Below are 25,371 nucleotides of genomic sequence, written 5' to 3'. Positions count from 1 at the left end.
CCCCCCCCCCCCCCCCCCCCCCCCCCCCCCCCCCCCCCCCCCCCCCCCCCCCCCCACGGAGGTAGGGATTCAGGCGCGGGGATGGGCGTTGCGATAGACGTCCATCAGATGCGCGGCATCGACCTGGGTGTAGACCTGGGTCGAGGACAGGCTGGCATGGCCGAGCAGTTCCTGCAGACTGCGCAGGTCCGCGCCGCGGCCCAGCAAATGGGTGGCGAAGCTGTGGCGCAGCGCGTGGGGCGTGGTGCGATCCGAGAGGCCGAGGCGTCCCCGTGCGCCCTGTACCGCGCGGCGGATGAGGGCGGGGGAGAGCGGGCCGCCGCGTGCGCCGCGAAACAGCATTTCGTCGCGGGTCATGGGGTAGGGGCAAAGCGCCACATAGGCGTCGATCGCGGCGCGGACCTGCGGCAGCAGCGGGACGACGCGCATCTTGCCCCGCTTGCCGGTGACGCGCAGGGTTTCGCTCAAGGGCAGCACCGCGCCGGTCAGACCCATCGCTTCGCCGATGCGGAGGCCCGCGCCATAGAGTAGCAGCAGCACCGCCCAGTCGCGCGCGCCGATCCACGGTTCGCGTGCGCCCTCGGCAATGTCCTGCGCCAGCGCGACGGCTTCGTCGGGGGAGATGGGGCGGGGCAGGCCGCGCTTGGTGCGCGGGCCTTTGAGCAGCGGGACGCGGGCTTCCTCGCCCCCGATGAAACGCAGGAAACCGCGCACGGCGGACAATTCGCGCGCCGCCGACAGATTGCCGATCCCGTCCATCCGCCGCGCGGTGAGGAAGGCGCGCAGGTCCGCTTGCTCCAGCCGGGCGAGCAGCGGGACGGTGACTTGCTCGCCATGATGCGCCTCCAGAAAGGCGATGAGCCGCTCGGCGGTCGCGACATAGGCGCGCACCGTATGGGTCGATCGCCGCCGGTCGAGGCTGAGATGATGACGCCAGCGTTCGATAAGGTCTGGGGAGGGCATATGGCCTGTCTAGGGCAGGCGTGGGAAAATAGGAAATGGCGGGCTTAACTTCGCATATTTCCCGGCAAATGAGACATAAAAGAACAATATAGAGACGTTTTATTACTTCGCTAAGAGGTTGGGGACTGCCGGGCAAGCAGCGGGCCGGGGCCGACGATGGGAAAGAGCCGTGGCGACAGCGTAGCAGCAGCGGGGCCGATAGGACAGGCGCGGCCTTGAAATCCGGTGAGAAATAGGCACATGGGAAGCATGGCACCCCCTTTTGATCTGGCCGACCTGCCAACCGGCGTGGCGATGCCGCTGTCGCCGCTGGTCGCCCGCGTGCTGGCGCCCAATCCGTCGCCCTTCACCTTTACAGGCACCCAGACCTATGTGGTCGGGAGCAGCGACGTGGCGGTGATCGATCCCGGCCCGGACGAGGCGGACCATCTGGCGGCGCTGATGGCGGCGATTGCGGGGCGGCCTGTGGTCGCGATCGTCTGCACCCATACCCATCGCGACCATAGCCCGGCAGCGCGCCCCTTGAGCGCCATGACTGGCGCGCCGGTGATCGGCTGCGCGCCGTTGACGCTGGACGATGACGGGCCGCGCGCCGATGCGGCGTTCGATGCGGCCTATCGCCCCGACCGGGTGCTGGCCGATGGCGAACGGCTGGCGGGCGACGGCTGGACATTGGAGGCGGTGGCGACGCCGGGGCATACGTCCAATCACCTCTGCTTTGCGCTGGTCGAGGAACAGGCGCTGTTCACCGGCGATCATGTCATGGGCTGGTCCACCAGCGTGATTTCTCCGCCCGATGGCGATATGGCCGATTATATGCGGTCAATGCAGCGGCTGCTGGAGCGCGAGGATGCGGTCTATTATCCCGCCCATGGCGAGCCGATCGACAATCCGCAGCGGCTGGTGCGCGGCATGATGGGGCATCGCAAGCAGCGCGAGGGCCAGATATTGCGCTTTCTGGAGCGCAATGGCGACAGCGTCATCCCCGACATGGTGGCCGAAATGTATAAGGGCGTCGATCCGCGCCTGCATGCCGCCGCCGGGCGATCGGTGCTGGCGCATCTGATCGACCTTGATCAGCGCGGGATCGTGCGCGCGGCGGACGGCCTGTGGCAGATGCGCTGAAACGCTATGCCGGGCCGGTTGCGGCCGGGCTGGTCCTGCTGTTCGTGGCCGGAGCGATGTGGCTTGGCTGGCAGCGCTATGACCGCGATTATGTCGTGGCGGTGGAGGAGGACGGGTCTGCCGTCACCAAGGTGATCGCGGCCAAGCTGTCCGGGGTCAGCAGCCTGAAAGTCTCCGAACTCAACGGCACGATCCAGAGCAGCGCGCAGGATGTGCGCGGCTTTGGTCTGCTGAAATCCGATCAGGTCGTCAAAATGCCCTTCTCGGTCGATTATTTCGTCGATGTGAGCAAGCTGGACGCGGGCGATCTGGAATGGAACGGGCAGACCCGCACGCTGATCGTCAACGCGCCGGACGTGATGCCGGGCAAGCCCAATGTCGACGAAAGCCGCCGCACTTTGGTGCAGACCAACGGCCTGTTCGTGACCCGGCAGGCGAGCGAGGCGCTGAGCCGCCGCGTGTCCGTCCATGCCCAGAGCCGCGCGCTGGCGACCGCGCGCTCGCCCGAACGCCTGGCGCAGGCGCGCGATTATGGCCGGGCGGCGATCGGCAAGCTGATGACGGCACCGCTTACCGCGGCGGGCTATGGCGATGCGCAGGTGATCGTCACCTTTCCGCCGGAGCGCAAGGGGAGGAATGGTGAGCGCTGGGACGTGACCACACCGATCAACGAGGTGCTGGCCAACCGGCAACGGCAGCGTTAGGGCGCTCAACAGGGACCGAGGAGTTTTAGGCATATGAACGCTTTTACCGGCATTCCGCAGGGCACCGACCTGCGCGCAGAGATTGAGCGGCTGCGCAAGGAGCGCAACGCCGTGATCCTGGGTCATTATTATCAAAGCCCTGAAATTCAGGACCTGTCCGATTTCGTCGGCGACTCGCTGGAACTGTCGCGCAAGGCGGCGGAGACGGATGCGGATGTCATCGCCTTTTGCGGTGTGCGCTTCATGGCGGAGACGGCCAAGATTTTGTCGCCCGACAAGATCGTCGTACTGCCCGACATGGATGCCGGTTGCTCCCTGGAGGACAGTTGCCCGCCCGCCCAGTTCAAGGCGTTCCGCGAGGCGCATCCTGATCATATCGCCTTGAGCTACATCAACTGTTCGGCCGAGGTGAAGGCGCTGTCCGACATTATCGTGACATCCTCGTCCGCCGAGAAGATATTGTCGCAGATCCCGAAGGATCAGAAGATCATCTTCGGTCCCGACAAGCATCTGGGCGGCTATCTGAAGCGTAAGCTGGGCCGCGACATGCTGCTGTGGCCGGGCGTGTGCATCGTGCATGAGGCGTTCAGCGAGACCGAATTGCTGAAGCTCAAGGTCCAGCACCCCGACGCGCCGATCGCCGCGCACCCCGAATGTCCGCCCTATATCGTCGATCATGCCGATTATGTCGGATCGACTAGTGGCATCCTTGATTTCGCCAAGACGATGCCCGGCGACACGCTGATCGTCGCGACCGAACCGCATATCATCCACCAGATGGAAAAGGCGGTGCCGGAAAAGACGTTCATCGGCGCGCCCGGTGCGGACGGCAACTGCAACTGCAACATCTGCCCCTATATGGCGCTCAACACGATGGAGAAGCTGTATCTGGCGCTGCGCGACCTACAGCCGCGCATCGAGATGGACGAGACGCTGCGGCTGGGCGCGAAGAAGAGCCTGGACCGGATGCTGGAAATGGCGAGTGCGACGGTAGGGTTGGGGGATTTGGGGGCGCGGTGATGACCTTCTCCCTCCCCCATTTCGACCTTGCCGCTTTCGTCGCTTCCACGCTTGCCGAAGATCTCGGCCCGGACGGGCGCGATGTCACCAGCGAGGCGGTGATCCCCGCGGACGCGATGTTCGACGGGGTGATGGACACGCGCGATGCGGTGACGCTGGCGGGGTTGCCGGTGGCGGTGGCGTTTTTTCGGGCGCTTGATCCTGATGTGGTGATTGAACAACTGCGTCAGGATGGGGATCAGGTCGCGGCGGGGACCGACATTTTGCGGATTCGTGGGAAGGCGCGGGCGATGCTGACGGCGGAGCGGTCGGCGCTCAATACGGTCCAGCATCTGAGCGGCATCGCGACGATGACGCGGGCCTATGTCGATGCGATCGCCGGGACGGGCGCGACGCTGCTGGACACGCGCAAGACCATTCCGGGGCTGCGCGTCCTTGAGAAATATGCGACGCGGATGGGCGGGGCGACCAATCATCGCATGGGGCTGTGGGACGCGGCGATGATCAAGGATAATCATGTCGCGGTGGCTGGGTCGGTCGGCGAAGCGGTGCGCCGCGCGGTCGATGCCGGGGTGCAGCAGATCATCGTCGAAGTCGACCGGATCGACCAGATCGAACCGGCGCTGGCCGCCGGGGCGACCCATTTGCTGCTCGACAATATGGATGCGGCAATGCTGCGCGCGGCGACGGCATTGGTCGCCCGGCGGGTGCCGACCGAGGCGTCGGGCGGGGTGACGCTGGAGACGATCCGGGCGAAGGCGGAAACGGGCGTCACCTATATCAGCGTCGGGCGGCTGACCCAGTCGGCCCCCGCGGCGGACATCGGGCTGGATTTTGCTTATGCTTGAACGGCTGGCCATGCTGGCGCTGATCGCGATGCCGGGGACGGCGCTGGCGCAATCCGCCCAGTGCAGCCCGCCGGCGCGGATCGAACGGCCCGATATCGAGGGACCAAGCGCGCAGGAGCCGAGGCGCATCCTGCCGATCGGCAGCTATACGCTGGCGCTCAGCTGGTCGCCGCAATATTGTTCGACCGCGACGGGCGGACGCAGTGCGCTTCAGTGCGGCGGGCGCAATGGCCGGTTCGGCTTTACCCTGCATGGGCTGTGGCCCGATGGTTATGGCAAGAAGTGGCCGCAATATTGCCGCGCGGCCGATCTGGTGCCGCGCGCGGTGATCCGGGACAATCTGTGCGCGACGCCCTCGGTCCAGCTGATCCAGCATGAATGGGCCAAGCATGGCACCTGCATGACGAGCAAGCCGAAGCAATATTTCGACCGGTCGCGCAGCCTCTACGAGTCGATCCGCTATCCCGACATGGGGGCGCTGGCGCGCACCAGGAATTTGACCGTGGGGCAATTCGCGCAAGCCTTTGCCCGCGCCAATCGGGGGCTGAAGCCGAACATGCTGCGCGTCACGACGACGCGCGACAATTGGCTGAGCGAAGTGTGGCTGTGCATGGACCGGGCGATGAAATTTGCCCGTTGCCCGGCGCATCAGGGCGGCGCGCCGGTCGCAAGCTATGTGCGGATTGCGCCCCGCTAATCGCTAGCGCTCGATCGTCACGGTCGAGGGATGATGCTTGTCCAGATGCTTGCGGATGATGCGCAGGTTGCGGCTGTTCGATCGGAAGGCGAAGTCGAACAGGTCGCCGACAAGGGGGATGGCGCCCAGCAGCGTATCGACCCCGACATTGGCCGACATGCGGGTCAACTGCCATTTCGACATGCCGAGGTTTCGGGCTTCCCAGATCATCCAGATGCCCATCGACGCGGTTGCCAGGTCGCCGATCACCGGGACCAGCCCGACGATGCTGTCGATGCCGACCGGGCGGTTGATGCCGGGAACGACGAACAGCCGCTCCAGCACCTCCTCCATCGTTTCGATGCGACGGCGGACCGAAGCAGGGTCGCGGCCAAAGCCCGGCATGGCGCGGGCGCCAGCCTTTGCGGGATCGGGCGAAATCGGCATGGGCAAAGCGTCTCCTGTTGCCCTTCCTAATTGGTGCGGCGGAACAGATGGTTCAATGGGTGGCGCGCACGGGGCGAGGGCAGGAAGCCGTTGAGCCGCTTGGACACGAGCGACCAGCGGATCGGTGCGCCGAGCGGGATATAGCCATTATGCGCGACCATCAGCGCTTCGGCCTGCGCGATGCGGGCCGTGCGATCGGCCAGCGAACTGGCGAGGCTCGCGGCCTGGAGTTGGGCATCGGCTTCATTGCTGCAATGGATTTTGCGGGCGCAGCCGACCCGGCCCAGATACCAGAGCGCGCTGTCATAGGCGGCGACTTCGTCGATCAGCCGCAGGTCCGCGTCGCTGGTGAGGGGGACGCGGCGGACGGCCAAGCCGATCGCGCCAAGATCGCGGCGCAGCAGCCCGAACAGCAGGGTTGCGCCCGGACCCTGCGGCAGGGCGATACGCAATGGCGGCGGCGCGCCGCGATCGGTGCGCCAGCGGTCGATGGTCGCGCGCGCCTGCGCCCGTCGATCCTCCAGCGACAGCGCCGCCCAGTCGGGTTCTGTCGGCGGACGGCCAAGGTCAAGCTGGTCGGGGACGATGCGGTTGCTGGTTGCCCAGCCGCCGATCGGCAGCAGGGCGGGAATCTGGCTGCGGTCGATCGCCATGTTGATGGCTGCGCGCACCCCGTCATCGTCCAGCAGGCGGCCCCGGCCGGTCACTGCCAGCCCCAGCAAGCCCTGCACCGGATCGGCGCGCACCGCGTCACGATCGATTCCCGCGGTGACCAGCAGCGGCAGGTCGGCTAGGCGTCCGCCCAGCACCAGCGCCGCCTGGCGTTCGCGGAAGCGTATGATCGCCAGCGCTGCCCGTTCGGAACGCACGACCCGCGTCTGCCAGGCGGGGACCGGCGTTTCTTCCGGCTCGTCCCCGCCGCTCAGCCGGTCGACCGGGGTCAGGATCACCGCCTTGCCCCATGTCTTGCGCCGATAAGGGCCAGTGCCGCCGTCGCGCGAGACGATGGCCATTTGCGGCTGGGCGAGCATCTGGAGGATGTGGGGACGGGCGGCGGCCAGGCGGATTTCGATCACTTCGCCGGTCATCGGGATGACGGCCTGCACCGCGTCCAGCGGTCCGTCCGGGTCGAAGCGGCGCAGCGATTCGATCCGCGCCATCAGCATCCGCGCGACGTCGGGCGCGGTGACGCGCGCGCCATTGGCCCAGAAGGCGCGGCGCAGGCGGAAAATATAGCTGCGCCCGTCATCCTCGACGATCCAGCGCTGGGCGAGTGCGGGCAATATGTCGCCGCTGGCGTCGAACGCGACCAGCCCCTGCGCGGTCGCTTCCAGGATCAGCTTGGCGCCGGGATCAGGCAGATGTTGCAAGGGTTTGGCGAAATCATCCCGGTCGCCCACGACGCTGACGACCACAGGGTCGTTATTCTCGCTGGAGCAGCCGCCAAGCAGCGCAAGCAGGCCGGGCAGCGCGGCAAGGGCAAGGCGGTGGAAGCGCCGACGGGGGATGGGCACGGTCGACATGATGGCCCGCTACCCTAGCCCGCTATCGGGCCGTCGCCAACCGCGATGGCCGGGCGATGGCGATCATTCCGACACCATGCCGGGATCGCGCGCCACCGCCATGGGAAGGTGCAGGATGAAGCAGGCGCCGCTCTGGGCGTCTTGCCGGTCGGCGATGCTGATGCGGCCCTGATGGCCGTCGATGATCGAGCGGGCAATGGCGAGGCCAAGGCCGGAATGTTTGCCGAAACTTTCGCCTTCGGGGCGGACGCTGTGGAAGCGGCGGAACACATGTTCGCGCTCCGATTCCGGGACGCCCGGCCCCTCATCCTCCACACTGACCAGCACCTGATCGTCCGCGACGGTTGCGACCACCTGAACCAGTCCGCCGTCGGGCGAGAAGGAAATGGCATTGTCGATCAGATTTTCCAGCACGCGCACCAGCCGCTGTTCTTCGCCCAGCACCACCGCGACATCCTTGCGCGGGCGGGCGAAGGCGAGGCGGACGCCGCGCGGCACGCCGCGCGCTTCATGGGCGCCGACGATCTTTTCGATCAGCTGGCCCAGATCGATCGGCTCGAACCGGGTGCGCGAGAGTTCGGCATCGACGCGGGAGGCTTCGGCAATGTCGGTGACCAGCCGGTCGAGGCGGCGGACATCGTCCTGCGCGATCGCCATCAGCTGCGCGCGCAGGTCGGGCCGGTCGACCCGATCGAGCGCATCGAGCGCGGAGCGGAGCGAGGCGATGGGGTTTTTAAGCTCATGGCTGACATCGGCGGCAAAGGCGTCGGTCGCGTCGATCCGCTGGCGCAGTGCCTGGCTCATGTCCGACAGGGCGCGCGCCAGCATCCCGATTTCGTCACGTCGTTCGGGCAGGCGCGGCACGGTAACCTGCCGCGCCCGGCCCAGCCGCACCCGCACGGCGGCGCGGGCAAGGCGCTGGAGCGGCAGCACGATGGTGCGGGCCAGGAACAGCGAGAGCAGCACCGAGGCGAGCGCGGCGACGGCCAGCACCATGCCCAGCCGCAACCGCTCCGCCCGGACGGTGCGGGTGATGTCACGGGCATTTTCGGTCGCCAGCAGGCTGGTGCCGTCGCGCATCACCATGGCGGCGGAAATCACGAAGGTCCGGTCGGGGGCGTAGCGATTGACCGCCTGGGGTCGCCCGGTCTTGCGCGCCAGTTGCACTTCGGGCCAGGCATCGGCGCGATCGACGGTCGGTTCGGTAAAGTCTGGCGGACGGTCAGCCGATACGACCCGGTCCATCGCCTTGTCCAGGAAACGGGCGACATGGCGCTGCCAGCCTTCTTCCGACGGCTGGCGCAGCCGATAGCGCGGCGCGTTCATGGCGAAACTGTCGGACAGGCGATGGCCGTCGGGGGCGTAGCGGCGCACCCGGTCGCCGGTCTGGCGGGCATAGGCGGCGATCAGCTGGCCCTGCCGTTCGGGCGGCGCGCTTTCCAGCCCGATCGCCAGCAATTGCAGCTCCCGCGCGGACTGTTCCAGCCGTGCGTCGACGATGCGCGTGCGATAGCTGTCGAGATAGAAGAATCCCCCCGCCAGCAGCGCCAGCGCAAAGACGTTGACGGCCAGGATGCGCGGCGTGAGGCTGATCCGCCCGGACCAGCGCAGGCCGTCAGCACCCATGCCGTCACTCTTCGGAGAAGCGATATCCGGCGCCATAGAGTGTGTCGATTGCGTTGAAATCGGAATCTACCTCGCGGAATTTGCGCCGCAGCCGCTTGATATGGCTGTCGATGGTGCGGTCGTCGACATAGACGTCATCCTGATAGGCGGCGTCCATCAACTGGTTGCGGTTCTTGACCACGCCGGGGCGGGCGGCCAGCGTTTCGAGGATGAGAAATTCGGTGACGGTCAGCGTCACGTCCTGCCCGTTCCATTTCACCCTGTGACGGGCCGGGTCCATTTCCAGTCGCCCGCGGATGATCGGGTCGGCGACTGGCTGGTCGGGGGTTTCGGGGGTGCGGCTGACTTCGGCGCGGCGCAGGATCGCGCGGATGCGGGCGATCAGCAGCCGCTGGGAAAAGGGTTTGGAGATATAGTCGTCCGCGCCCATCGCCAGCCCCAGCGCCTCGTCCAGCTCATCGGCCTTGGACGTCAGGAAAATGACCGGCATCGGGCTTTTTTCACGCAGGCGGCGCAGCAGTTCGAGGCCGTCCATGCGCGGCATCTTGATGTCGAACACGGCCAGATCGGCAGGATTGTCGAGCAGCGCTTTCAGCGCGCCTTCGGGATCGGAATAGACCCGCGTCATGAAGCCTTCGGTCTGGAGCGCGATCGACACGGACGTCAGGATATTCTTGTCGTCATCCACCAGGGCGATGGTTGCTGTCATGCGGCATCCCAGAAAAATGTGTGGCCAGGAATATGTGAGGACGGGGGCGGACAGAGCGTTAGACCATGCCAGCGCGCGCTGCAAGGAAGGCAGGTGCAGCCGATCCTGCGGTATAAGAGTCGCTATTCGGGACAAACGCCGGACCACAGGGATTTGACGCACCATCCGCAAAGCCTTATGCCCCCAAATGTCTGCAGGAATGACGCCGCGCACAAGACAGCGGCGCTGAGGGGCGGACCGGTCGCGAATATGCAGATGTTTGTGACACGGAATTATTACATCAGGAGCAAAGGCGTGCAGGCCAAATCCTCAATCACCCTGGTCAACCAGGGCATTACGACCAATGCCGTCCAGTTCTGGAATCTCGGCACCGCGCCTTTGGTCGAGGCGGCGATCCGCAACGGCGAAGGCATATTGTCGAAGGACGGCCCGCTGGTCGTCAAGACCGGCAAGCATACCGGCCGCAGCGCCAAGGACAAGTTCATCGTCCGCGACGCCGAAACCGAATCGACGGTGTGGTGGGGCGATACCAATCGCGGCATGACGCCGGAGCAGTTCGCTGCGCTGAAGGAAGATTTTTTCAAGGCGCTGGGCGAGAAAGACACGCTCTATGTCGCCGACCTGTTTGGCGGTTCGCAGCCTGAACATCGCGTCAATGTGCGCGTCATCAACGAACGTGCCTGGCACAATCTGTTCATCCGCACGCTGCTGGTCCGTCCGAGCGCGGACGAATTGGCGAGCTTTGCGCCTGAATATACGATCATCGACCTGCCCAGCTTCAAGGCTGACCCGGCGCGCCATGGCTGCCGCAGCGAGACGGTGGTGGCGGTCAACTTCACCGAGAAGCTGATCCTGATCGGCGGCACCGCCTATGCCGGTGAAATGAAGAAGTCGGTGTTCGGCATCCTCAACTATCTGCTGCCGGTGAAGGGCGTGATGCCGATGCACTGTTCGGCCAATATCGGCCCGAACGGCGACACCGCTGTGTTTTTCGGCCTGTCCGGCACGGGCAAGACCACCCTGTCGGCGGACGCCAGCCGCACGCTGATCGGCGATGACGAGCATGGCTGGTCGGACACCGCCGTGTTCAATTTCGAGGGTGGCTGCTACGCCAAGATGATCAACCTGTCGGCCGAGGCCGAGCCGGAGATTTTCGCCACCACCAAGCGTTTCGGCACGGTGCTGGAAAATGTCGTGATCGACGAGGAGACTCGCGAGATCGACCTGGACGACAATAGCCTGGCCGAAAACAGCCGCGGTTCCTACCCGATCGACTTCATCCCCAACACGTCGGAGAAGAATCTGGGTCCGGTCCCGAAGAATATCATCTTCCTGACCGCCGACGCCTATGGCGTCCTGCCGCCGATCGCGCGGCTGACCCCGGAGCAGGCGATGTATCACTTCCTGTCCGGCTATACCGCGCGGGTCGCTGGCACCGAAATCGGTGTGACCGAGCCGACCGCGACCTTCTCTACCTGCTTTGGCGCGCCCTTCATGCCGCGTCACCCCAGCGTCTATGGCAATCTGCTGAAAGAGCGGATCAACAAGGGCGGGGTTACCTGCTGGCTGGTCAATACCGGCTGGGCCGGTGGCAAGGCGACGATGCCGGGGATCAAGCGGATGCCGATCAAGGTCACCCGCGCGCTGCTCAATGCCGCGCTCGACGGCAGCCTGAACCAAGCCGAATTCCGCACCGATCCCAATTTCGGCTTCGACGTGCCGGTGGCGGTCGCTGGTGTCGAATCGACCATTCTGGATCCGCGCGCGATGTGGGCGGACGCCAACGCCTATGACGAAACCGCCGCCGTGCTGGTCAAGCAGTTCGTCGACAATTTCGCGCAGTTTGAGGATCATGTGGACGAGGGCGTCCGCAGCGCGGCGCTGACCGTCGCCGCCTGATCCGGCGCAATCGTGAAAAATCGGGGCCGGGGGAGCGATCCTTCCGGCCCTTTTTCTTTTTGCACATGCGTAACGATGCTATGCTGCCCGACGTTGTGAAGCAGGAGTGACGATGATGGGCATGTTCGACGATCTCATTGGCAAGGTAGGCGGTCTGGAAGCGATCGCGGCGCAGATCGGCGTGACGCCGGAACAGATGCAGGGATTGATGACCGAAATCAGCGGCAAGATCGGGTCGGGCGAAACCAGCGTGGCCGCGCTCGCTGAAACGGCGGCGGAACATGGCGTGTCGGCGGACAAGTTGCAGGAATTGCTGGGCCAGTTCGGCGGTCCCGAAGCGATATTGGGGAAGCTTGGCGGGATGTTCGATCGTGATGGCGACGGCAATCCGCTCAATGAACTGGGCGGCCTGGCCAAGGGGCTGTTCGGCTGAAATCCTGATGACGGCGGGGGCCAGCTATCGGCCCCCCAAGTTTTTTTCGCCTTGCCTTCATGCGGCGTTGGCTCCATTCGCGGCTAATATCAGTTGTTGCGAACGATACGCAACTGGCGTTGCCCGCCCGGCAGGCGCGCATAGATGGCAAGGAAGAAGGTCTTGACCGACGTGACGATCGAAAAGCCGCACTTGGAACCCACCGGCGCGCTGAGCGTGGAAACGGTGCTGTCGGTGCGGCACTGGAACGAGCATCTGTTCAGCTTCCGCATCAGCCGCCCGGCCAGCTTCCGCTTCCGCTCCGGCGAGTTTGTGATGATCGGCCTGAAGGGCGAAAATGGCAAGCCGCTGCTGCGCGCCTATTCGGTCGCCAGTCCTTCGTGGGACGAGGAGCTGGAATTTCTGTCGATCAAGGTCGAGGATGGTCCGCTGACCAGCAAGCTTCAGCTGATCGAGCCGGGCGACCAGATTTATCTGGGCCGCAAGCCGACCGGGACGCTGGTGACCGACGCGCTGCTGCCGGGCAAGCGGCTGTTCATGCTGTCGACCGGCACGGGCCTGGCCCCGTTCCTGAGCCTCTCGCGTGACCCGGACGTCTATGAATTTTACGAGCAGGTCGTGGCGGTCCATTCAGTGCGCCGGGTGAGCGATCTGGCCTTCCGCGAGGAGCTGGAATCCAAATGGGCGGAGGATCCGCTGGTGTCGGAACAGGCGCCCGCCCAGTTCCATTATGTGCCGACCGTGACCCGCGAGCCGTTTGACGGCCATACCGCGCGGATCGACAAGCTCGTCGAGAGCGGGGTGCTGTTCGAGGGGATTCCGGGCGCACCCAGGTTCGATCCCGAAACCGACCGGATCATGATGTGCGGCAGCATGGAGATGATCAAGCAGTTCGCGGCCTGGTTTGAAGCGAACGGCTTTACCGAAGGCTCGAATGCCGCGCCGGGGCAGTTCGTGATCGAGCGGGCGTTTGTGGGGTAAAGGTGGTTTATCCTCTCCCTTGAGGGAGAGGTTGCGCAGACTTGGCAGCTTGCTGCCTAGTGGTCCGATTCTGACATTTGCTACCCTATGGGATAAGGCGTGTTCAAATGTCAGAATCTTTTCGGACCACTAGCATTCTTTTGATTCTAGTGGATTTTACGATTTTGACATTTGCAGACCCATCCCAGCCGCCAGGGGATGCAAGTGTCAAAATCAATCCACTAGTCGCAGCTGGTGAGGGTGTCCGACTTGTCGGAAGCGTGCCATCATGGCGTAGCACACCCTCATCCAACTTCGCCTAACTGGCTGCGCCAGTAAGGCTGCATATCCTTCTCCCTTGAGGGAGAAGGTTTGTCACGATCGTCGCTCCGCCACCCATGCCTCGACATGCCCGGCCAGCACGGTCATCGGCACGCCGCCGCCCTTGACCACGGCGTCGTTGAACAGGCGATAGTCGAAGCGGTCGCCCAGTGCGGTTTTCGCCATGGTGCGCAAGCGGTTGATTTCGCCATGGCCGACCTTGTAGCCGCAGGCCTGCCCTGGCCAGGCGCAGTAGCGATCGACCTCGCCCTGCACATCCTCGACCGTCGAGCCGTTGGTGGTGGCGAACCAGTGGATCGCCTGTTCGCGGGTCCAGCGCTTGGCGTGGAGGCCGGTGTCGACCACCAGACGGCAGCAGCGATAGGCGATCGACTGGAGATAGCCCAGCCGCCCCGCGACATCGCCGTCATAGGCGCCCAGTTCGTCGCCCAATTGCTCGGCATAGAGCGCCCAGCCCTCGCTATAGGCGTTGAAGGCGAGCAGGGACCGGATCAGCGGCAGTTTATACGTATATTCGCCTTGCCAGATATGGCCCGGTATCCCTTCATGATAGGTGAGCGTCGGCAGGCCGTAACGCGGCCAGATGCTGGTATCGCGCAGATTGATATAGTAATTGCCGGGCATCGTCCCGTCGATGGACCCGGCCCCGGCATAGGCGCCGGGCGCGCCCGCCTCTATCTCCACCGGCACGCGCTTGACGATCAGCTTGGCGGTGACGAGCGTGGCGAAGGCGCGGGGCAGACGGGCGCGGATGTCGGTCAGGCGGCCGTCAATATAGGCCAATATTTGCGCGCGCCCCTTGTCGTCATTGGGGAAGAGATAGCGCGGGTCCTTGCCCATCGCGGTCATCCGTTCGCCCACGGTCCCCTTGGTCATGCCCAGACCCTTGAGCAGCCCGTCCATTTCCGATTGCAGCGCGGCGAGTTGCTCCAGCCCTAGTCTATGCACGTCGTCCGGGGTCATGGTGGTCGTGGTCCCGGCTTTGAGCGCCCAGGCATAATAGGCCTCGCCCTGCGGCAGCTTCCACACGCCTGCGTCCATAGTGGCGGTGGCGCGCTGGCGTTTGAGTTCGGCGACCTGGGCGGCGAGCGCCGGGGCCACCTTGTCCCGCACGATCTGGAGCGCCTTCGCCGCATAGTCGCCGGGCATCGACGCGGTGCGGCGGGCGATGGAGGCGACCGGCACCCACTGGTCGAACGGCAGGGCGCGCACCGCCTCCATCTGGGCAATGCTCTTGTCGAGCAGGAAGGCGGGGGCGGTGACGCCAATGCCTGCGTCATGGCGCAGCCGTTCCGTCTCGCCCGCCAGATTGGCGGCATAGGCGGTCAGGCGATCGAGATAGGCGTCGGCATCGGCGGGGGTAGCGATGGCGTGGTTGCTATCGAGGAAATCGGGGGTCTCGACAAAGCTGCCGGTGTTTTGGGCGACGGCATAGGGCGCGTTGCGGTAGGACCAGTTGCTGTTCATCATCGCCATGTCGCCGAAGGGGAAGGCGAACCCTTCCGCCGCCAGTTCGTGCGCGGCGCGGGTGACCTCCACATTGGTGCGGGTGACGGGGGAGAGCGGGGCAAGGTCGATAGCGCGGAGTTTGCTCAGCCGATCGGTCACATGGGCGGCGATCTGCGCTTGGCCCGCGGGGCTTTTATTGCCGAGCCGGTGTTTGAGCGCGGCGCGCGGGCCGGTGTCGATGCCTAGCCCGCTGGCGCTTTCGGGGGCATCGGCCAGCATCGCTTCGGCCATGGTGGCGAGAGTCGCTTCGGCGCGGGCGTCTGGTGTTTCGGTGGCGGCGCGGGCGGGCAGGGCGGCCAGCGCGAAGGCGGAGGAACCGGCGACAAGGAAATCGCGGCGAGTGGCAGTCATGCAAGCGCTCCGGGATAGGATATTTGCCGCTTAACTTCGCATATTTCCCGGTAAATGCGACATGATATTTCCTATTGGCGACAGATCATAACAAATGGCTGCGCGCCTGTTCCGTCTGCTCGCGCTGGTCGATCCGCACACGATGGGGCATGTGGGCGCGCAGCCCTTCGACGTCGCCCGCCAGCGACCGCAGCGCCGCGAACATGATGCGATGGTCCGGCCCGGTGCGATAGCCAACCTCCCGCCTGCCCCGGAAGAGCGGTCGCGGCGCATCGTCATGGATCAGTGCCATGGCGCGATCCCGCGCGGCATCCAGCCCCATTTCGATCGCCCAGTCCCAGGCGGCGGCGAAACTGTCCGCGCCGGGCCGCGCGCGCAGATGATAGGCCGACCGCGGCGAACAGCCGACGCTCCGCGCCGCGTGCGCGACGATGCCGCACTGGGCCAGCGCGGCGATGAACGCCACCTGCGCATCAGGCGTCCAGCCGCGCGCGCGGCGCTGGAGCGGGACCGGGGTGAAGTGGAGAAGGTCGGGAGAGTCGGGCATGACGGGGAGCATGGCATGGGAGACGGGTTGTAGGACAGGGGGGAGGGCGGAGCGTTGACAGCGGAATGACGACATATTATGTCTGTATGTAACGACATATGGGATATGCCGATGACCGCGACCTTCACCAGCCGGGAATTCAACCGCGACCCCGGCAGCATCAAGCGGGCGGCGCAGTCCGGCCCGGTGTTCATCACCGACCGCAACAAGCCCTCGCTCGTCGTACTGGCGATCCGCGATTATGAGCGGCTGGCCGGGCATGGCGCGTCGCTGTTCGACCTGCTGATGCCCGATGATGATCAGGATTTCGATTTCGACCCGCCAAAGGCGCAGATCGCATCGCGTGCCGCCGAGCTGGATTGATGTTCCTGATCGACACCAATGTCATTTCGGAAAGCCGCAAGATGCGGTCGGGCCGTGCCGCGCCGCAGGTCGTGGCATGGCTGAAGGCGACCGACCCCAGCACGACCTTTGTTTCGGCGATGACCCTGTTCGAGCTGGAACTGGGCGTGGTACGGATCGAGCGCCGCGATGCCGCGCAGGGGACAAGCCTGCGCCGCTGGCTCGATCAAATCGTCAGGCCCGGTTTTGCGGGGCGGGTGCTGGCGATGGACGGTGCGGTGGCGGTGGCCTGTGCCGGACTGCATGTCCCCGACCCGGTGAGCGAACGCGACGGCTGGATCGCGGCGACGGCGCTGGTCCATGGGCTGACCGTGGTGACGCGCAATGTTCGGGATTTTGAGGGGACAGGGGTGGGGGTGGTTGATCCTTGGGTGGGGTAGGGGGCGATTTATAACGTCCAGCAACGACGGGAAATGCCCAGATAGATTCTATCAGTCTGTTGGTTCATCTGTATCATTGATGTGCGGATCAAACTGGATCGACATCTGAGCATCAGCTGGTGGTAGCGGCAGGCCGCCCATACCAATCACCTGATCTTGATCGTTCCACAGGCGTCGAATATCTTTATCGTCGCTGTATATTCGGTCTGCGCCTTCTACTTTTGCAATCGCGACAATTTGTTGATCGAACTTTGCCTTCGGGCGAGACGATCCGGTCCGTGGGCCAGCCACCCTCATACGCTCCATGACCGAATATTCTACAGCTGCACGCTCATCGAATGGCGCGATCACGATATGCCGCGACGTATTCAGGATGCTCAACCATTCAGCTGCCGCTGATCCACCGTAGACCAAAACCTCTGCCAACGAAGGCGCAGGGATCACGATCTTGGCTCTAGCGCGCTGTAATTCTGCAATCAGATGTGAGACCCGCTTATGGCAATCGGCGATCGGCGTGCCATTTTCGCCCAAGGGAGCAGACGCATTTTCATCAAGGAGAAAGACAAGCACACTGGCATCGAAAGCGACGATCATTCAAGCGTCCCCTTCATGCCGATCAGCCAGCAGACGTTGAATGGCATCTGGCACTTTCGACAACTCTGCGGCCGACACTGCTCGCAGTCGCATCACGACGTCCTCTAGCGGCGCCTCGTCGAGTACCTCGAAATCGTTGATACGGAAGCTTTTTAGTTCCCATGATCCATTGCCGTGACGGACCCAGCTGCCGACACCGTGGAAGCGAAGAGTCTTATCCCACAATTGGTGTCGCAGTCTCAGCGCGACAGCCTCGCTAGTGATGAGGCTGCCATAATCACGGTTCCCGTCGCGCACCCCGACATGTTTTGTGTCGTCTTTTCCTTCAATTCGATAGACCTGTCCGTCAATATGGCCTGCCTGCCGAAAAGGACCGAACACGATAGCCTGTGGCCGACGCTTTCCAGGGAACGGAACAACGACATCTTCCGAATCGCCAGCTAGTGAACCAATCGCATTGTCCTTGAGCAGCATGTCGTCGAGATCTTTATAGGCCTTCAGCGCGTCTTTAGGTGCGGAACCAGCTCGGATTGACCGAACGCGCTCACGCACTTTCGGTCGAGCAGGTTCATCGACGTCCACTCGGATCGCAACCGAACCCTCCTCGATCGTGTCCAAATGGACGTTTGCGCTCTCACCAAGGAGACGAGCAACGCCAGCAATATATGCCGCCAGGCGATCCAACGGGATCGTCTTTGGCGAATAACTTTCGCTGATCGTAAAGCTGTAACCTTTTGCCACGCGCTTGCTGCCCAAATCCTAATATGCCCAACGAAGAGCATTCGGTGTATCATATTAGAGGTTAATCGTCTGCCAAGCCAGACGATGCAAGATTTAAGTCCGTTCCATGCGGAAGCACCCAAATAGTTTCAAAAATATCGCAAATCGGTTGTAAATGCCTCCTCAAACCCCCTCCACCCGCAACACCGTCCCCTCAGCCGCGATCACGCGCACCCGTGTGCCGACCGCTGCGTCCGCGCCCGCCGCGGTCCAGACGCTGTCGCCGACTTTGACGCGGCCTTCGCCGTTGGTGATGGCTTCCACCACGGTGACGGTCTGGCCGATCAGGCGGGCGGTGCGGTCGTTGAGGAGGGGGTCGGTGGAGGCGACGGGGTGGTCGGTGTACCAGCGGCGACCGGCCCAGACGGCGGCGATGCTCAAGGCCGCAAACAGCAGCAGTTGCAGGGGCAGGCCGATGGGGAGCGCTAGTGCGGTCAGGCCGGTGATGGCGGCGGCGATGGCGATCCAGATCAGGAACACGCCGGGGATCATCACTTCGGCGATCCCCAGCAAGGCGGCAAGGACCAGCCAGGCCCAATGATCTTCGAGCAGGGTATTGAGGGTCATGGGGTGGGGGTCTCTTTGCTTCCGTCATGCCCGCGCGGGCGAACGATGTTCGGCGTCAGCCAATCCGTCTCGCAAGCGTGGCGTTGGGTGGAGAGGTTGGGAGATGGGTCCCCGCCTTCGCGAGGATGACGGGGTGGTTGGTGGCTGGACATAATTTCCGGTGGGGGTGTGGGACTGGCGCTGGTTTGCGAGGGCAGGAAGGGTAGGGGCTTCGACAGGCTCAGCCGATCCTTCGACAGGCTCAGGACGAACGGAGGTGGGGAACTGGTCGCGAACCGGGGATGGTGTCGGGCCGCACCCATCGCGCTTACCCCTGGCTTTGGCCGAAGGGGCCACGGCGTGGCGCTGGCGGGGGTGGCGTTGGCGTATTGTCGCTGCCCAAGGCTTCGCGCGCCAAGGCGCCGATGCCGCCCAGCGTGCCGATCAGCTGGGTGGCCTCGACCGGGAAGAGGATGGTCTTGGCATTGGGGCTGGTGGCGAACTGGCTGACGGCTTCGGTGTATTTTTGGGCGATGAAGTAATTGAGCGCCTGCGGGTTGCCGGCGGAAATCGCGTCGGAGACCATCTGGGTCGCCTTGGCTTCGGCCTCCGCCTCGCGCTCGCGGGCTTCGGCGTCGCGGAAGGCGGCTTCGCGGCGGCCTTCGGCTTGCAAGATCTGGCCCTGCTTCTCGCCCTCGGCGCGCAGGATTTCGGCGGCGCGTGCGCCTTCGGCATCCAATATGTTGGCGCGCTTTTCGCGTTCGGCCTTCATCTGGCGGCCCATGGCGTTGACGATGTCGGCGGGCGGGCGGATGTCCTTCAGCTCGACGCGGGTGATCTTGATGCCCCAGGCGTTGGTGGCATGATCGACCACCGATAGCAGCCGCGCGTTGATCTCGTCACGTTTGGAGAGGGTTTCGTCGAGGTCCATCGATCCCATGACGGTGCGCAGGTTGGTGGTGGCCAGTTGCATGATCGCGACATAGAGTTCGGACACTTCATAGGCCGCCTTGGCCGCGTCCAGCACCTGAAAGAACACGACGCCGTCGACCGACACCATGGCGTTGTCCTTGGTGATGATTTCCTGCCCCGGAATATCGACCACCTGCTCCATCATGTTGATCTTGCGCCCGACGGCGTAGAAGAAGGCGGGGTAGAAATTGAGGCCGGGGCGGGCGACTTCGGTGAAGCGGCCGAACCGTTCGATGGTATATTGATAACCCTGCCGCACCACCTTCACACTGACGGCGAGGTAGAAGAGGACGAGCGCGGTGAGGGTGAGGGCGAAGGTCGTCAGCATCATGGTCTCCCCGAAAGAGGCTTGGACTATGCGCCTTATTCGTTAACGGGGAAAGTCAAACCAAGGAGAGTCTGCCCATGTTGCTGCGCCATGCCCGTTCGCTGCTGTTCCTGCCCGCGTCCAACCCGCGCGCCATCGCCAAGGCGAGGGGATTGCCGTGCGACATGGTGATACTGGACCTGGAGGATTCGGTGATGGACGAGGCGAAGGCGGACGCGCGCGCCGGGGCGGTGGCGGCGCTGGCCGAAGGGTTCGGGAGCAGGCTGACCGGCGTGCGGATCAATGTGGAAGGGACGCCCTGGCACGGGGCGGAGATGGTCGCGATGAAGGGGGCGGCGGTCGACTATGTCGTGCTGCCCAAGGTGGAGAGCGCCAAGCAGGTGCGCGATGTGTTCAGCGTGGCGCAAAAGCCGGTGATCGCGATGATCGAGAGCGCGAAAGGCGTGCTGGCCGCGCCGTCCATCGCGGCGGGCGAGGGGTGCGCGGGGCTGTTCATGGGGGTGAACGACCTGCGCCGCGACCTTGGCATACCGGCGGGCGCGGGGCGCGAGGGGCTGAGCCATGCGATGCAGGCGGTGCTGCTGGCGGCGCGGGCGGCGGGGATCGCGGTGTTCGACGGGGTCTATAACCGGCTGGATGATCTGGACGGGCTGGCGGCGGAATGTGTGGCGGGCCATGCACTGGGCTTCGACGGCAAGACGCTGATCCATCCCGCGCAGGTGGCGGTGGCGAACGAAGTGTACGGGCCGGATGCGCAGGCGCTGGCCGACGCGCGGCGGCTGATCGAGGCGGCGACCGGCGGGGCGGAGCGGTTCGAGGGGCGGATGATCGAGACGATGCATGTCGAGGAAGCGCGCGCGCTGGTGGCGCGGGCAGAGGCGGTGGGGGCGCTGTCAGCCTGATGCGCGCTCGTCTCCACCGGATAATTGCGGGTGGAGACGAGGCTCTCGCTGTTACTCGGCCGAGGCGGGTACTTCCTTGATCAGGCGTCCTGTAGCCGCTTCGCGCCGCGCTGCACCGTCATGCGGTGCGTACCCGCCAACTCGGTCGTGCGGGTGCGGATGTCCTTCATGAAGTGCCAGGAGCCGGCGACCTGCTGCGGTGTCACCTCCAGCGAGACATAGCCGCGCTGGCTGGTGTCGCAGAAGGCCATGCCCGGATTGACCGCGCGCAGGGCGGCGGCGATGTTGGCTGGCGGCACCCCCTTGGCATAGGCTTCAAAGCCCGGCGACGTGACGCTGTGACCGGCGAATTCCACGCCGACCCGGTCCTTGCCGCCGCCCTGACCGGGGCCGCGATCGCCCAGATTATAGCCCCAGGCGTTGTGGCTGTCGCCCGACAGGACGATGAGGTCGGCGTCGGCGCCAAGCGCCGCGTCGTACAGGCGGTTGCGCGCCGCGGGATAGCCGTCCCAGCTGTCCATATTATAGGGCAGGCCCGCCTGCGACGCGGCGACCGCGCCCGCCAGCGTCTTGCGCACGATCTCCGGGCCATTGGCTGGCACCCAATCGGCCGCGTTGGTCGGGAAACGGCCATAGCCCATGATCACTTGCTGGGCGAGGATCTGCCAGGCGGTGCCGTCTTTCCTGGACTTGCCGAAGCCGTCATAGAGCCATTTTTCCTGCGCCGCGCCCATCAGGGTGCGATCCTGCGCGCTCCAGGCGCCATCGCGGAAGTCGGCGAGCGCCTTGGCGATGTCACCGCGCCCGGCGATCGCGTCGCGGACGCTCAACTGCTTGTTGCGCGCGGTGATCCGGGTTTCGGGACGGAAGATGGTGGCCAGCGTGCCGATCTGGAAACTGTCATACATTGCGTCGGAGACGGGCATCCATTCGCGATAGACCTTCTCCGCCGCCGCCTTGCGCACGGACCATTCGCCTTCCTTGTCGGGCTGATGATTTTCCGCGCCGTCCTTATAGGCGTCGTTCGCCAGTTCATGATCATCCCACTGGGCGATCATCGGGAAGGCGGCGTGGAGTGCCTGAAGATCGGGGTCGAGCCGGTAGGAAGCGTAGCGCAGGCGATAATCGGCCAGCGTCACCATCTCGTTCGCCGGTTCGATGATCCGGCCGGGAACGGCGTCCTCCAGACTGGGATAATGACCGCGATCATATTCGTAGAGATAGTCGCCGCAATGGATGACCAGGTCGATATCGTCGCGCGCGGCGGCATGGCCATAGGCGTTGAAGAAGCCGAAGGGCATGTTGGAGCAGGAGAAGAGACCGATGCCGAAGCGGGACACGTCACCCTGCGGCAGGGTGCGGGTGCGGCCGATCCGGCTGATCCGGCCATCGGGCGCGATGAAGCGGTAGAAATACCATTGGCCGGGCTGAAGGCCGGTGACGGTTATTTTCGCCGTGTGATCGGCATCGGCACGGGCCGTGACTTCGCCGCCCGACACGACCTTCGCAAAGGCCGGGTCGGTGGCGATTTCGGCGCGCAACTTGCTGTCGCCCGACCCGACATAGCGGGTCCAGAGCAGCACGGAGTTCGCGCCCGGCTCACCGCTGGCGACGCCATGGGTGAAGCCGCGTGCGCTCAATATCTGCGCAACGCCGGGAATGGGCAGGGCGGCCAGGCCGACTATGCTGGCCTTGATGAGCAGGCGGCGGTCGATGGTGAAGCTCATGGCTGTTCCTTCCTCGTGCCGATCAGAAACGGCCGGTCAGCTGCGCGCCGTAGAAGCGCGGCTCGGCAGGGATGTAGGTCGGGATGCCGAAGGCGCCGCCGGTATTGCCAGCGTCGAGCAGGTAATTCCTGTCCGTCGCATTGCGCATGAAGGCGGAAATTTCGTAGCGATCCTCCGCGAAGCTGACGCCTGCGCGCAGGTTGACCAGCATCACGCCCTTTTGGCTGATCGCTTCGGTATTTGGCACTTCGAAATAGATTTTGCTGCGATAGGTCAGGCTGGGCGTCGCAAAGAGGCGCATGCCATTGCCGAGCGGGGCATCGACGGTGAAGCCAGCCGCCGCCTGAAATCTGGGCTGGAGGCGGAACTTGTCCCCGGCGAAGCGGCCATTGGCCGCCTTGTCGTCGATGCCGCCGTCGATATAGCCGCCATTGGCGAAGATGTTGAGCCAGCTGGTGGGCTGGATCGCGACTTCCGCTTCAACGCCAAGGTTGCTGGCCGTGCCTGCGCTGACCGTGCGGGTAACGCCGTCGCTGCCAGTCACGCTGACCTGGAAATTGTCATATGTCTGATAATAGACGCCCAGCGAACCGGAGAAGATGCCGCTATTGCCCTTCAGCCCGACTTCATAGTTCCAGACATTTTCCTCAGCGATCCGGTTGATGCGGGCGACGCCGCCAGCGGCGGCGTCCAGGCTGACGGTCGGTGAACGGCGGCCCTTCGACACGGTGGCAAAGCCGTTCAGATTGGGCGAGAAACGATAGAGGATGTTGAAGCGCGGCAGGAAGGCGGCGAAGCTGTCTTCGGTCCGCAGGACGCGGCCGTTGGTGTTGACCTGACCCGGAATGAGCGGCGCGCGGCTCAGCACGGAATTGGGCACGTTGGTCACATAGCCCGACCGGCGCTTTTCGATAAGCGCGCGGATGCCCGCCGTCAGTTCCAGCGACGGGCTGGCAAGCCAGGTGCCGTCGGCGAACATCGAATAGCTGTCATTCTTGCCCTGATTTTCATAGACCGAGCTGTAGGGAATGACGGTGGCTGCGCCGTTGGTGAGGATCGCGGTCGCCTGCGACGCGGTGACGGTGCCGTCGGCTGCGATACAGGCGAGGCCGGGGATCAGGCGCGCGGCGCACTGAAGATAGGTGCCTTCTTCGGTCGAGAAAGGCACACGTTGATGATTGTCCTCACGAAACATGTTCCAGCCGAACGCGCCGCGGAAATGGTCGCCAGCGTAGGAGAAGCGGGTTTCATGGCTTGCCTGCCAGCCCTTCGCCTCCTCGGCAAATTCCAGATACCAGGCGGCCGAACCGTCGGCATCAAAGACTTCGTTGCTGTCGAATTTGCGATAGCCATTGACCATCGTCAGCGTCCAGTCGTCGGCGAAGTCCCAGCTGAAGGTCAGGTTCGCGTCATAGACGTCGCGGTGCAGGCCCAGCTTGTCGCCGCCCAGCACGGCAGACGATAGCGGAGAACCGCTCAGATTGGCGGCGCCGAAGGGGTTGCCCGGCCCGTCCGAGGTCGGCAGCGCGCGGGAAATGAAGGGCGTGCCGGAATTGCGCTGACGGTCATAGGTCAGGATGATGTCGGCGGTGAAGTTTTCGGTCGGCTTCAGGCGCAGCGAGCCGCGCACGCCCAACTGGTCACGGGCATAGAGATCGTCCTGCGTCGCGGACAGGTTCTGCACATAGCCGTCGCGCTTTTTCCAGGCGAAGGCGATGCGCCCCGCGACCTTGTCCGACCCGCCATTGACGAAGCCGCTGAGCAGTTTGGAATCATAATTGCCGTAGCCGGCGGTCAGTTCGGCCGAGAAGCCGGGCTTGGGCCGGGCGGAGATCATGCTGATCGCGCCCACCGCCGACGCGGTGCCGAACAAGGTGGCCTGCGGTCCCTTGATGACCTCGATCCGCTCCATATCGTAGATATCCTGATAGGAGCCGCGCGAGCGGGAAATATCGACGCCATTATAATAGAGGGTGACGCGCGGCGCCTGCTGGGCCGATCCGCTGTCCGACGTAATGCCGCGAATGACGATGCCGGGATTGTTGGCGCTCTGTTCCTGAATGTTGAGGCCGGGAATATAGTTGGACAGTTCGTCGAGGTCCGAAACGCCGATTTGCTCCATCCGCTTGCCGCTGACGGCCGAGATGGTGATCGGCACGTCCATTGCGCGCTGTTCGATCTTCTGGGCGGTGACGATGATCTGTTCGCCACCTGCGGCCTCTACGTCGGGCGTGGCGGTCTGGGCGATGGCGGGGAAAGCGGTGCTGCTGGCGAGCAGGACGGCAAAAATTTTCATACGGCGTGTCATGGTGCGAACCCCCTTTATGGATGGGGACGCCGTTGCCGGAAGGATGTGACTCGCCGGTGGCCGGGATATGACAATGTTATGAAAGTTCAGATATTACAATGTCATGCAAGACCGGTTCCTCGACCAGATCAGGGGGCCGACCAGCGCGTCTATACACCACCCCCATTTTTCACTACATGATCGCAACGTAACGAAACGAGTTCGTAACGCGGCATGGCGTTTCTATCGATCCACCGCGCCAGACTCGCTTCCAGCGTCCGAAGGACAAGGGCGCGAAGAAGGAGGAGCGATAGCAGGTGATGTGGCGACGGACCGAGGCGGCTTCTATTTCCTGGAAAATACGACCTGTGCCGATGCGGCAGGCCGTGCCATGAGTCATGAACCCTTCACCATCCTGTTCGAGCAGGACCGCCGCTTGTTGAATATTTCTTTGCGCGGCCTTTGGGATTTGGCTCAGGTCCAGCACTATGAAGATAGCGTAAGATCCATGGTCCGGGATATCATGCGTTCAGGCGCGATCCGTCAATTCGACGTCCTTGTCGACCTGAGAGAACATGCCGTGCAAACACGCGATGTTGCCGAGGCGCTGCAGGGCGTCGTCGGGCGGATAGGAGACGGCGTTGCCCGCCTGGCGTTAGTGACGTCCAGCAGCTCGCTTCAGAAGATGCAGGCGACACGTCTGGGCCAATCCTCCTTCACGCGATTCTTTTCCAGCATGGAGGATGCGGACAGCTGGCTTGCGGATTGATG

At 64.3% G+C, this 25,371-nt stretch carries 25 protein-coding genes; 12 read left to right on the top strand and 13 right to left on the bottom strand.

All coding sequences use genetic code 11. From position 1 onward, the window contains the following. Nucleotides 1-69 precede the first annotated feature (69 nt). Nucleotides 70-963 carry a tyrosine recombinase XerC gene (locus ACODR8_RS17810; protein ID WP_489008495.1) on the bottom strand — a complete coding sequence of 298 codons (894 nt, stop codon included), beginning with the start codon at nucleotides 961-963 and terminating at the stop codon, nucleotides 70-72. 249 nt (nucleotides 964-1,212) lie between these two features. Between ACODR8_RS17810 and ACODR8_RS17805 the strand changes: the two genes are divergently transcribed. The 5 genes from ACODR8_RS17805 to ACODR8_RS17785 are packed head-to-tail and all read left to right on the top strand — an operon-like array spanning nucleotide 1,213 to nucleotide 5,357. Continuing rightward, the gene (locus ACODR8_RS17805; protein ID WP_489008494.1) at nucleotides 1,213-2,088 is read left to right on the top strand and encodes an MBL fold metallo-hydrolase; all 876 of its coding nucleotides are present in this window, start codon (nucleotides 1,213-1,215) and stop codon (nucleotides 2,086-2,088) included. Further along, complete coding sequence (locus ACODR8_RS17800) at nucleotides 2,073-2,792, top strand: DUF4230 domain-containing protein (protein ID WP_489008493.1); 720 nt, start codon at nucleotides 2,073-2,075, stop codon at nucleotides 2,790-2,792. The genes ACODR8_RS17805 and ACODR8_RS17800 overlap by 16 nt, the downstream gene beginning before the upstream one ends. A 33-nt stretch (nucleotides 2,793-2,825) precedes the next feature. After that, entirely contained in the window at nucleotides 2,826-3,812 is a 987-nt protein-coding gene (nadA, locus tag ACODR8_RS17795; RefSeq protein ID WP_119746232.1) for a quinolinate synthase NadA, read from the top strand. Then, entirely contained in the window at nucleotides 3,812-4,660 is an 849-nt protein-coding gene (gene nadC / locus ACODR8_RS17790) for a carboxylating nicotinate-nucleotide diphosphorylase (RefSeq protein ID WP_489008492.1), read from the top strand. Before nadA ends, nadC begins: the two co-directional genes overlap by 1 nt. After that, nucleotides 4,653-5,357, top strand: coding sequence for a ribonuclease T2 family protein (locus ACODR8_RS17785; RefSeq protein WP_489008491.1), 705 nt, complete (start codon nucleotides 4,653-4,655; stop codon nucleotides 5,355-5,357). The genes nadC and ACODR8_RS17785 overlap by 8 nt, the downstream gene beginning before the upstream one ends. A gap of 3 nt (nucleotides 5,358-5,360) precedes the next feature. On the opposite strand, the gene ACODR8_RS17780 is transcribed toward ACODR8_RS17785, so the two are convergent. From ACODR8_RS17780 to ACODR8_RS17765, 4 genes are all read right to left on the bottom strand, one after another. Next, complete coding sequence (locus ACODR8_RS17780; RefSeq protein ID WP_489008490.1) at nucleotides 5,361-5,783, bottom strand: DUF4112 domain-containing protein; 423 nt, start codon at nucleotides 5,781-5,783, stop codon at nucleotides 5,361-5,363. A gap of 26 nt (nucleotides 5,784-5,809) precedes the next feature. Then, nucleotides 5,810-7,306, bottom strand: coding sequence for an ABC transporter substrate-binding protein (locus tag ACODR8_RS17775; RefSeq protein ID WP_489008489.1), 1,497 nt, complete (start codon nucleotides 7,304-7,306; stop codon nucleotides 5,810-5,812). A 63-nt stretch (nucleotides 7,307-7,369) separates the two neighbouring features. Continuing rightward, the gene (locus tag ACODR8_RS17770) at nucleotides 7,370-8,968 is read right to left on the bottom strand and encodes an ATP-binding protein (RefSeq protein WP_217672664.1); all 1,599 of its coding nucleotides are present in this window, start codon (nucleotides 8,966-8,968) and stop codon (nucleotides 7,370-7,372) included. After that, nucleotides 8,937-9,641, bottom strand: a complete 705-nt coding sequence (locus ACODR8_RS17765) for a response regulator transcription factor (RefSeq protein WP_294133525.1) — start codon at nucleotides 9,639-9,641, stop codon at nucleotides 8,937-8,939. Before ACODR8_RS17765 ends, ACODR8_RS17770 begins: the two co-directional genes overlap by 32 nt. 294 nt (nucleotides 9,642-9,935) lie before the next feature. Between ACODR8_RS17765 and ACODR8_RS17760 the strand changes: the two genes are divergently transcribed. The 3 genes from ACODR8_RS17760 (at nucleotide 9,936) to ACODR8_RS17750 (ending at nucleotide 12,954) form a co-directional block, all read left to right on the top strand. Then, nucleotides 9,936-11,540, top strand: a complete 1,605-nt coding sequence (locus tag ACODR8_RS17760) for a phosphoenolpyruvate carboxykinase (protein ID WP_489008488.1) — start codon at nucleotides 9,936-9,938, stop codon at nucleotides 11,538-11,540. A 115-nt stretch (nucleotides 11,541-11,655) separates the two neighbouring features. Next, nucleotides 11,656-11,973, top strand: a complete 318-nt coding sequence (locus tag ACODR8_RS17755) for a hypothetical protein (RefSeq protein ID WP_119746441.1) — start codon at nucleotides 11,656-11,658, stop codon at nucleotides 11,971-11,973. A gap of 144 nt (nucleotides 11,974-12,117) precedes the next feature. Further along, nucleotides 12,118-12,954 (top strand): ferredoxin--NADP reductase, encoded by an 837-nt coding sequence (locus ACODR8_RS17750; protein WP_489008487.1) that lies wholly within the window; start codon nucleotides 12,118-12,120, stop codon nucleotides 12,952-12,954. Nucleotides 12,955-13,308: 354 nt separating this feature from the next. Here ACODR8_RS17750 and ACODR8_RS17745 read toward each other — a convergent pair whose 3' ends face one another. Further along, a complete protein-coding gene (locus tag ACODR8_RS17745) occupies nucleotides 13,309-15,135 on the bottom strand; it encodes a DUF885 domain-containing protein (protein ID WP_489008486.1) in 1,827 nt (608 codons plus the stop codon). A gap of 85 nt (nucleotides 15,136-15,220) precedes the next feature. Further along, a complete protein-coding gene (locus ACODR8_RS17740; RefSeq protein ID WP_489008485.1) occupies nucleotides 15,221-15,682 on the bottom strand; it encodes a hypothetical protein in 462 nt (153 codons plus the stop codon). A 111-nt stretch (nucleotides 15,683-15,793) separates the two neighbouring features. On the opposite strand from ACODR8_RS17740, the gene ACODR8_RS17735 reads away from it, so the two are divergent. Both ACODR8_RS17735 and ACODR8_RS17730 read left to right on the top strand, forming a co-directional pair. Next, complete coding sequence (locus ACODR8_RS17735) at nucleotides 15,794-16,045, top strand: type II toxin-antitoxin system prevent-host-death family antitoxin (protein ID WP_294133538.1); 252 nt, start codon at nucleotides 15,794-15,796, stop codon at nucleotides 16,043-16,045. Continuing rightward, nucleotides 16,045-16,464 (top strand): type II toxin-antitoxin system VapC family toxin, encoded by a 420-nt coding sequence (locus ACODR8_RS17730; RefSeq protein WP_489008484.1) that lies wholly within the window; start codon nucleotides 16,045-16,047, stop codon nucleotides 16,462-16,464. Before ACODR8_RS17735 ends, ACODR8_RS17730 begins: the two co-directional genes overlap by 1 nt. A 51-nt stretch (nucleotides 16,465-16,515) precedes the next feature. On the opposite strand, the gene ACODR8_RS17725 is transcribed toward ACODR8_RS17730, so the two are convergent. The 4 genes from ACODR8_RS17725 to ACODR8_RS17710 form a co-directional block, all read right to left on the bottom strand. Continuing rightward, nucleotides 16,516-17,058: a type II toxin-antitoxin system VapC family toxin gene (locus ACODR8_RS17725; RefSeq protein ID WP_489008483.1), complete on the bottom strand. Its 543-nt coding sequence runs from the start codon at nucleotides 17,056-17,058 to the stop codon at nucleotides 16,516-16,518. Then, nucleotides 17,059-17,814 (bottom strand): hypothetical protein, encoded by a 756-nt coding sequence (locus ACODR8_RS17720; RefSeq protein ID WP_489008482.1) that lies wholly within the window; start codon nucleotides 17,812-17,814, stop codon nucleotides 17,059-17,061. It lies immediately after the preceding gene. 147 nt (nucleotides 17,815-17,961) lie between these two features. Beyond that, the gene (locus ACODR8_RS17715; RefSeq protein ID WP_489008481.1) at nucleotides 17,962-18,405 is read right to left on the bottom strand and encodes an NfeD family protein; all 444 of its coding nucleotides are present in this window, start codon (nucleotides 18,403-18,405) and stop codon (nucleotides 17,962-17,964) included. 307 nt (nucleotides 18,406-18,712) lie between these two features. Beyond that, on the bottom strand, nucleotides 18,713-19,684 hold the full coding sequence (locus ACODR8_RS17710; RefSeq protein ID WP_489008497.1) for an SPFH domain-containing protein: 972 nt from the start codon (nucleotides 19,682-19,684) through the stop codon (nucleotides 18,713-18,715). Nucleotides 19,685-19,761: 77 nt separating this feature from the next. Here ACODR8_RS17710 and ACODR8_RS17705 point away from each other — a divergent pair, with 77 nt between their 5' ends. Then, nucleotides 19,762-20,586: an HpcH/HpaI aldolase/citrate lyase family protein gene (locus tag ACODR8_RS17705; protein WP_489008480.1), complete on the top strand. Its 825-nt coding sequence runs from the start codon at nucleotides 19,762-19,764 to the stop codon at nucleotides 20,584-20,586. 80 nt (nucleotides 20,587-20,666) lie between these two features. Here ACODR8_RS17705 and ACODR8_RS17700 read toward each other — a convergent pair whose 3' ends face one another. After that, the gene (locus ACODR8_RS17700; protein WP_489008479.1) at nucleotides 20,667-22,313 is read right to left on the bottom strand and encodes an alkaline phosphatase D family protein; all 1,647 of its coding nucleotides are present in this window, start codon (nucleotides 22,311-22,313) and stop codon (nucleotides 20,667-20,669) included. Between the two features lie 22 nt (nucleotides 22,314-22,335). After that, nucleotides 22,336-24,609 carry a TonB-dependent receptor gene (locus ACODR8_RS17695; protein WP_489008478.1) on the bottom strand — a complete coding sequence of 758 codons (2,274 nt, stop codon included), beginning with the start codon at nucleotides 24,607-24,609 and terminating at the stop codon, nucleotides 22,336-22,338. Between the two features lie 115 nt (nucleotides 24,610-24,724). On the opposite strand from ACODR8_RS17695, the gene ACODR8_RS17690 reads away from it, so the two are divergent. Then, on the top strand, nucleotides 24,725-25,369 hold the full coding sequence (locus tag ACODR8_RS17690) for a hypothetical protein (protein WP_489008477.1): 645 nt from the start codon (nucleotides 24,725-24,727) through the stop codon (nucleotides 25,367-25,369). Nucleotides 25,370-25,371: the final 2 nt, after the last annotated feature.

The sequence above is a fragment of the Sphingobium sp. FG58 genome, assembly GCF_057809055.1.
This window is presented reverse-complemented; position numbering and strand designations above follow the sequence as displayed.

Excerpts from the sequence above, each read along its gene's own strand:
- ACODR8_RS17715 (WP_489008481.1), bottom strand. The coding sequence starts at position 18,405 with ATGACCCTCAATACCCTGCTCGAAGATCATTGGGCCTGGCTGGTCCTT.
- ACODR8_RS17735 (WP_294133538.1), top strand. The coding sequence starts at position 15,794 with ATGACCGCGACCTTCACCAGCCGGGAATTCAACCGCGACCCCGGCAGC.
- ACODR8_RS17700 (WP_489008479.1), bottom strand. The coding sequence starts at position 22,313 with ATGAGCTTCACCATCGACCGCCGCCTGCTCATCAAGGCCAGCATAGTC.
- ACODR8_RS17705 (WP_489008480.1), top strand. The coding sequence starts at position 19,762 with ATGTTGCTGCGCCATGCCCGTTCGCTGCTGTTCCTGCCCGCGTCCAAC.
- ACODR8_RS17730 (WP_489008484.1), top strand. The coding sequence starts at position 16,045 with ATGTTCCTGATCGACACCAATGTCATTTCGGAAAGCCGCAAGATGCGG.
- ACODR8_RS17690 (WP_489008477.1), top strand. The coding sequence starts at position 24,725 with ATGCAAGACCGGTTCCTCGACCAGATCAGGGGGCCGACCAGCGCGTCT.
- ACODR8_RS17750 (WP_489008487.1), top strand. The coding sequence starts at position 12,118 with ATGGCAAGGAAGAAGGTCTTGACCGACGTGACGATCGAAAAGCCGCAC.
- ACODR8_RS17725 (WP_489008483.1), bottom strand. The coding sequence starts at position 17,058 with ATGATCGTCGCTTTCGATGCCAGTGTGCTTGTCTTTCTCCTTGATGAA.
- ACODR8_RS17770 (WP_217672664.1), bottom strand. The coding sequence starts at position 8,968 with ATGGCGCCGGATATCGCTTCTCCGAAGAGTGACGGCATGGGTGCTGAC.
- ACODR8_RS17745 (WP_489008486.1), bottom strand. The coding sequence starts at position 15,135 with ATGACTGCCACTCGCCGCGATTTCCTTGTCGCCGGTTCCTCCGCCTTC.
- ACODR8_RS17785 (WP_489008491.1), top strand. The coding sequence starts at position 4,653 with ATGCTTGAACGGCTGGCCATGCTGGCGCTGATCGCGATGCCGGGGACG.
- nadC (WP_489008492.1), top strand. The coding sequence starts at position 3,812 with ATGACCTTCTCCCTCCCCCATTTCGACCTTGCCGCTTTCGTCGCTTCC.
- ACODR8_RS17805 (WP_489008494.1), top strand. The coding sequence starts at position 1,213 with ATGGCACCCCCTTTTGATCTGGCCGACCTGCCAACCGGCGTGGCGATG.
- ACODR8_RS17755 (WP_119746441.1), top strand. The coding sequence starts at position 11,656 with ATGGGCATGTTCGACGATCTCATTGGCAAGGTAGGCGGTCTGGAAGCG.
- ACODR8_RS17775 (WP_489008489.1), bottom strand. The coding sequence starts at position 7,306 with ATGTCGACCGTGCCCATCCCCCGTCGGCGCTTCCACCGCCTTGCCCTT.
- ACODR8_RS17765 (WP_294133525.1), bottom strand. The coding sequence starts at position 9,641 with ATGACAGCAACCATCGCCCTGGTGGATGACGACAAGAATATCCTGACG.
- ACODR8_RS17810 (WP_489008495.1), bottom strand. The coding sequence starts at position 963 with ATGCCCTCCCCAGACCTTATCGAACGCTGGCGTCATCATCTCAGCCTC.
- nadA (WP_119746232.1), top strand. The coding sequence starts at position 2,826 with ATGAACGCTTTTACCGGCATTCCGCAGGGCACCGACCTGCGCGCAGAG.
- ACODR8_RS17695 (WP_489008478.1), bottom strand. The coding sequence starts at position 24,609 with ATGAAAATTTTTGCCGTCCTGCTCGCCAGCAGCACCGCTTTCCCCGCC.
- ACODR8_RS17780 (WP_489008490.1), bottom strand. The coding sequence starts at position 5,783 with ATGCCGATTTCGCCCGATCCCGCAAAGGCTGGCGCCCGCGCCATGCCG.
- ACODR8_RS17710 (WP_489008497.1), bottom strand. The coding sequence starts at position 19,684 with ATGCTGACGACCTTCGCCCTCACCCTCACCGCGCTCGTCCTCTTCTAC.
- ACODR8_RS17740 (WP_489008485.1), bottom strand. The coding sequence starts at position 15,682 with ATGCCCGACTCTCCCGACCTTCTCCACTTCACCCCGGTCCCGCTCCAG.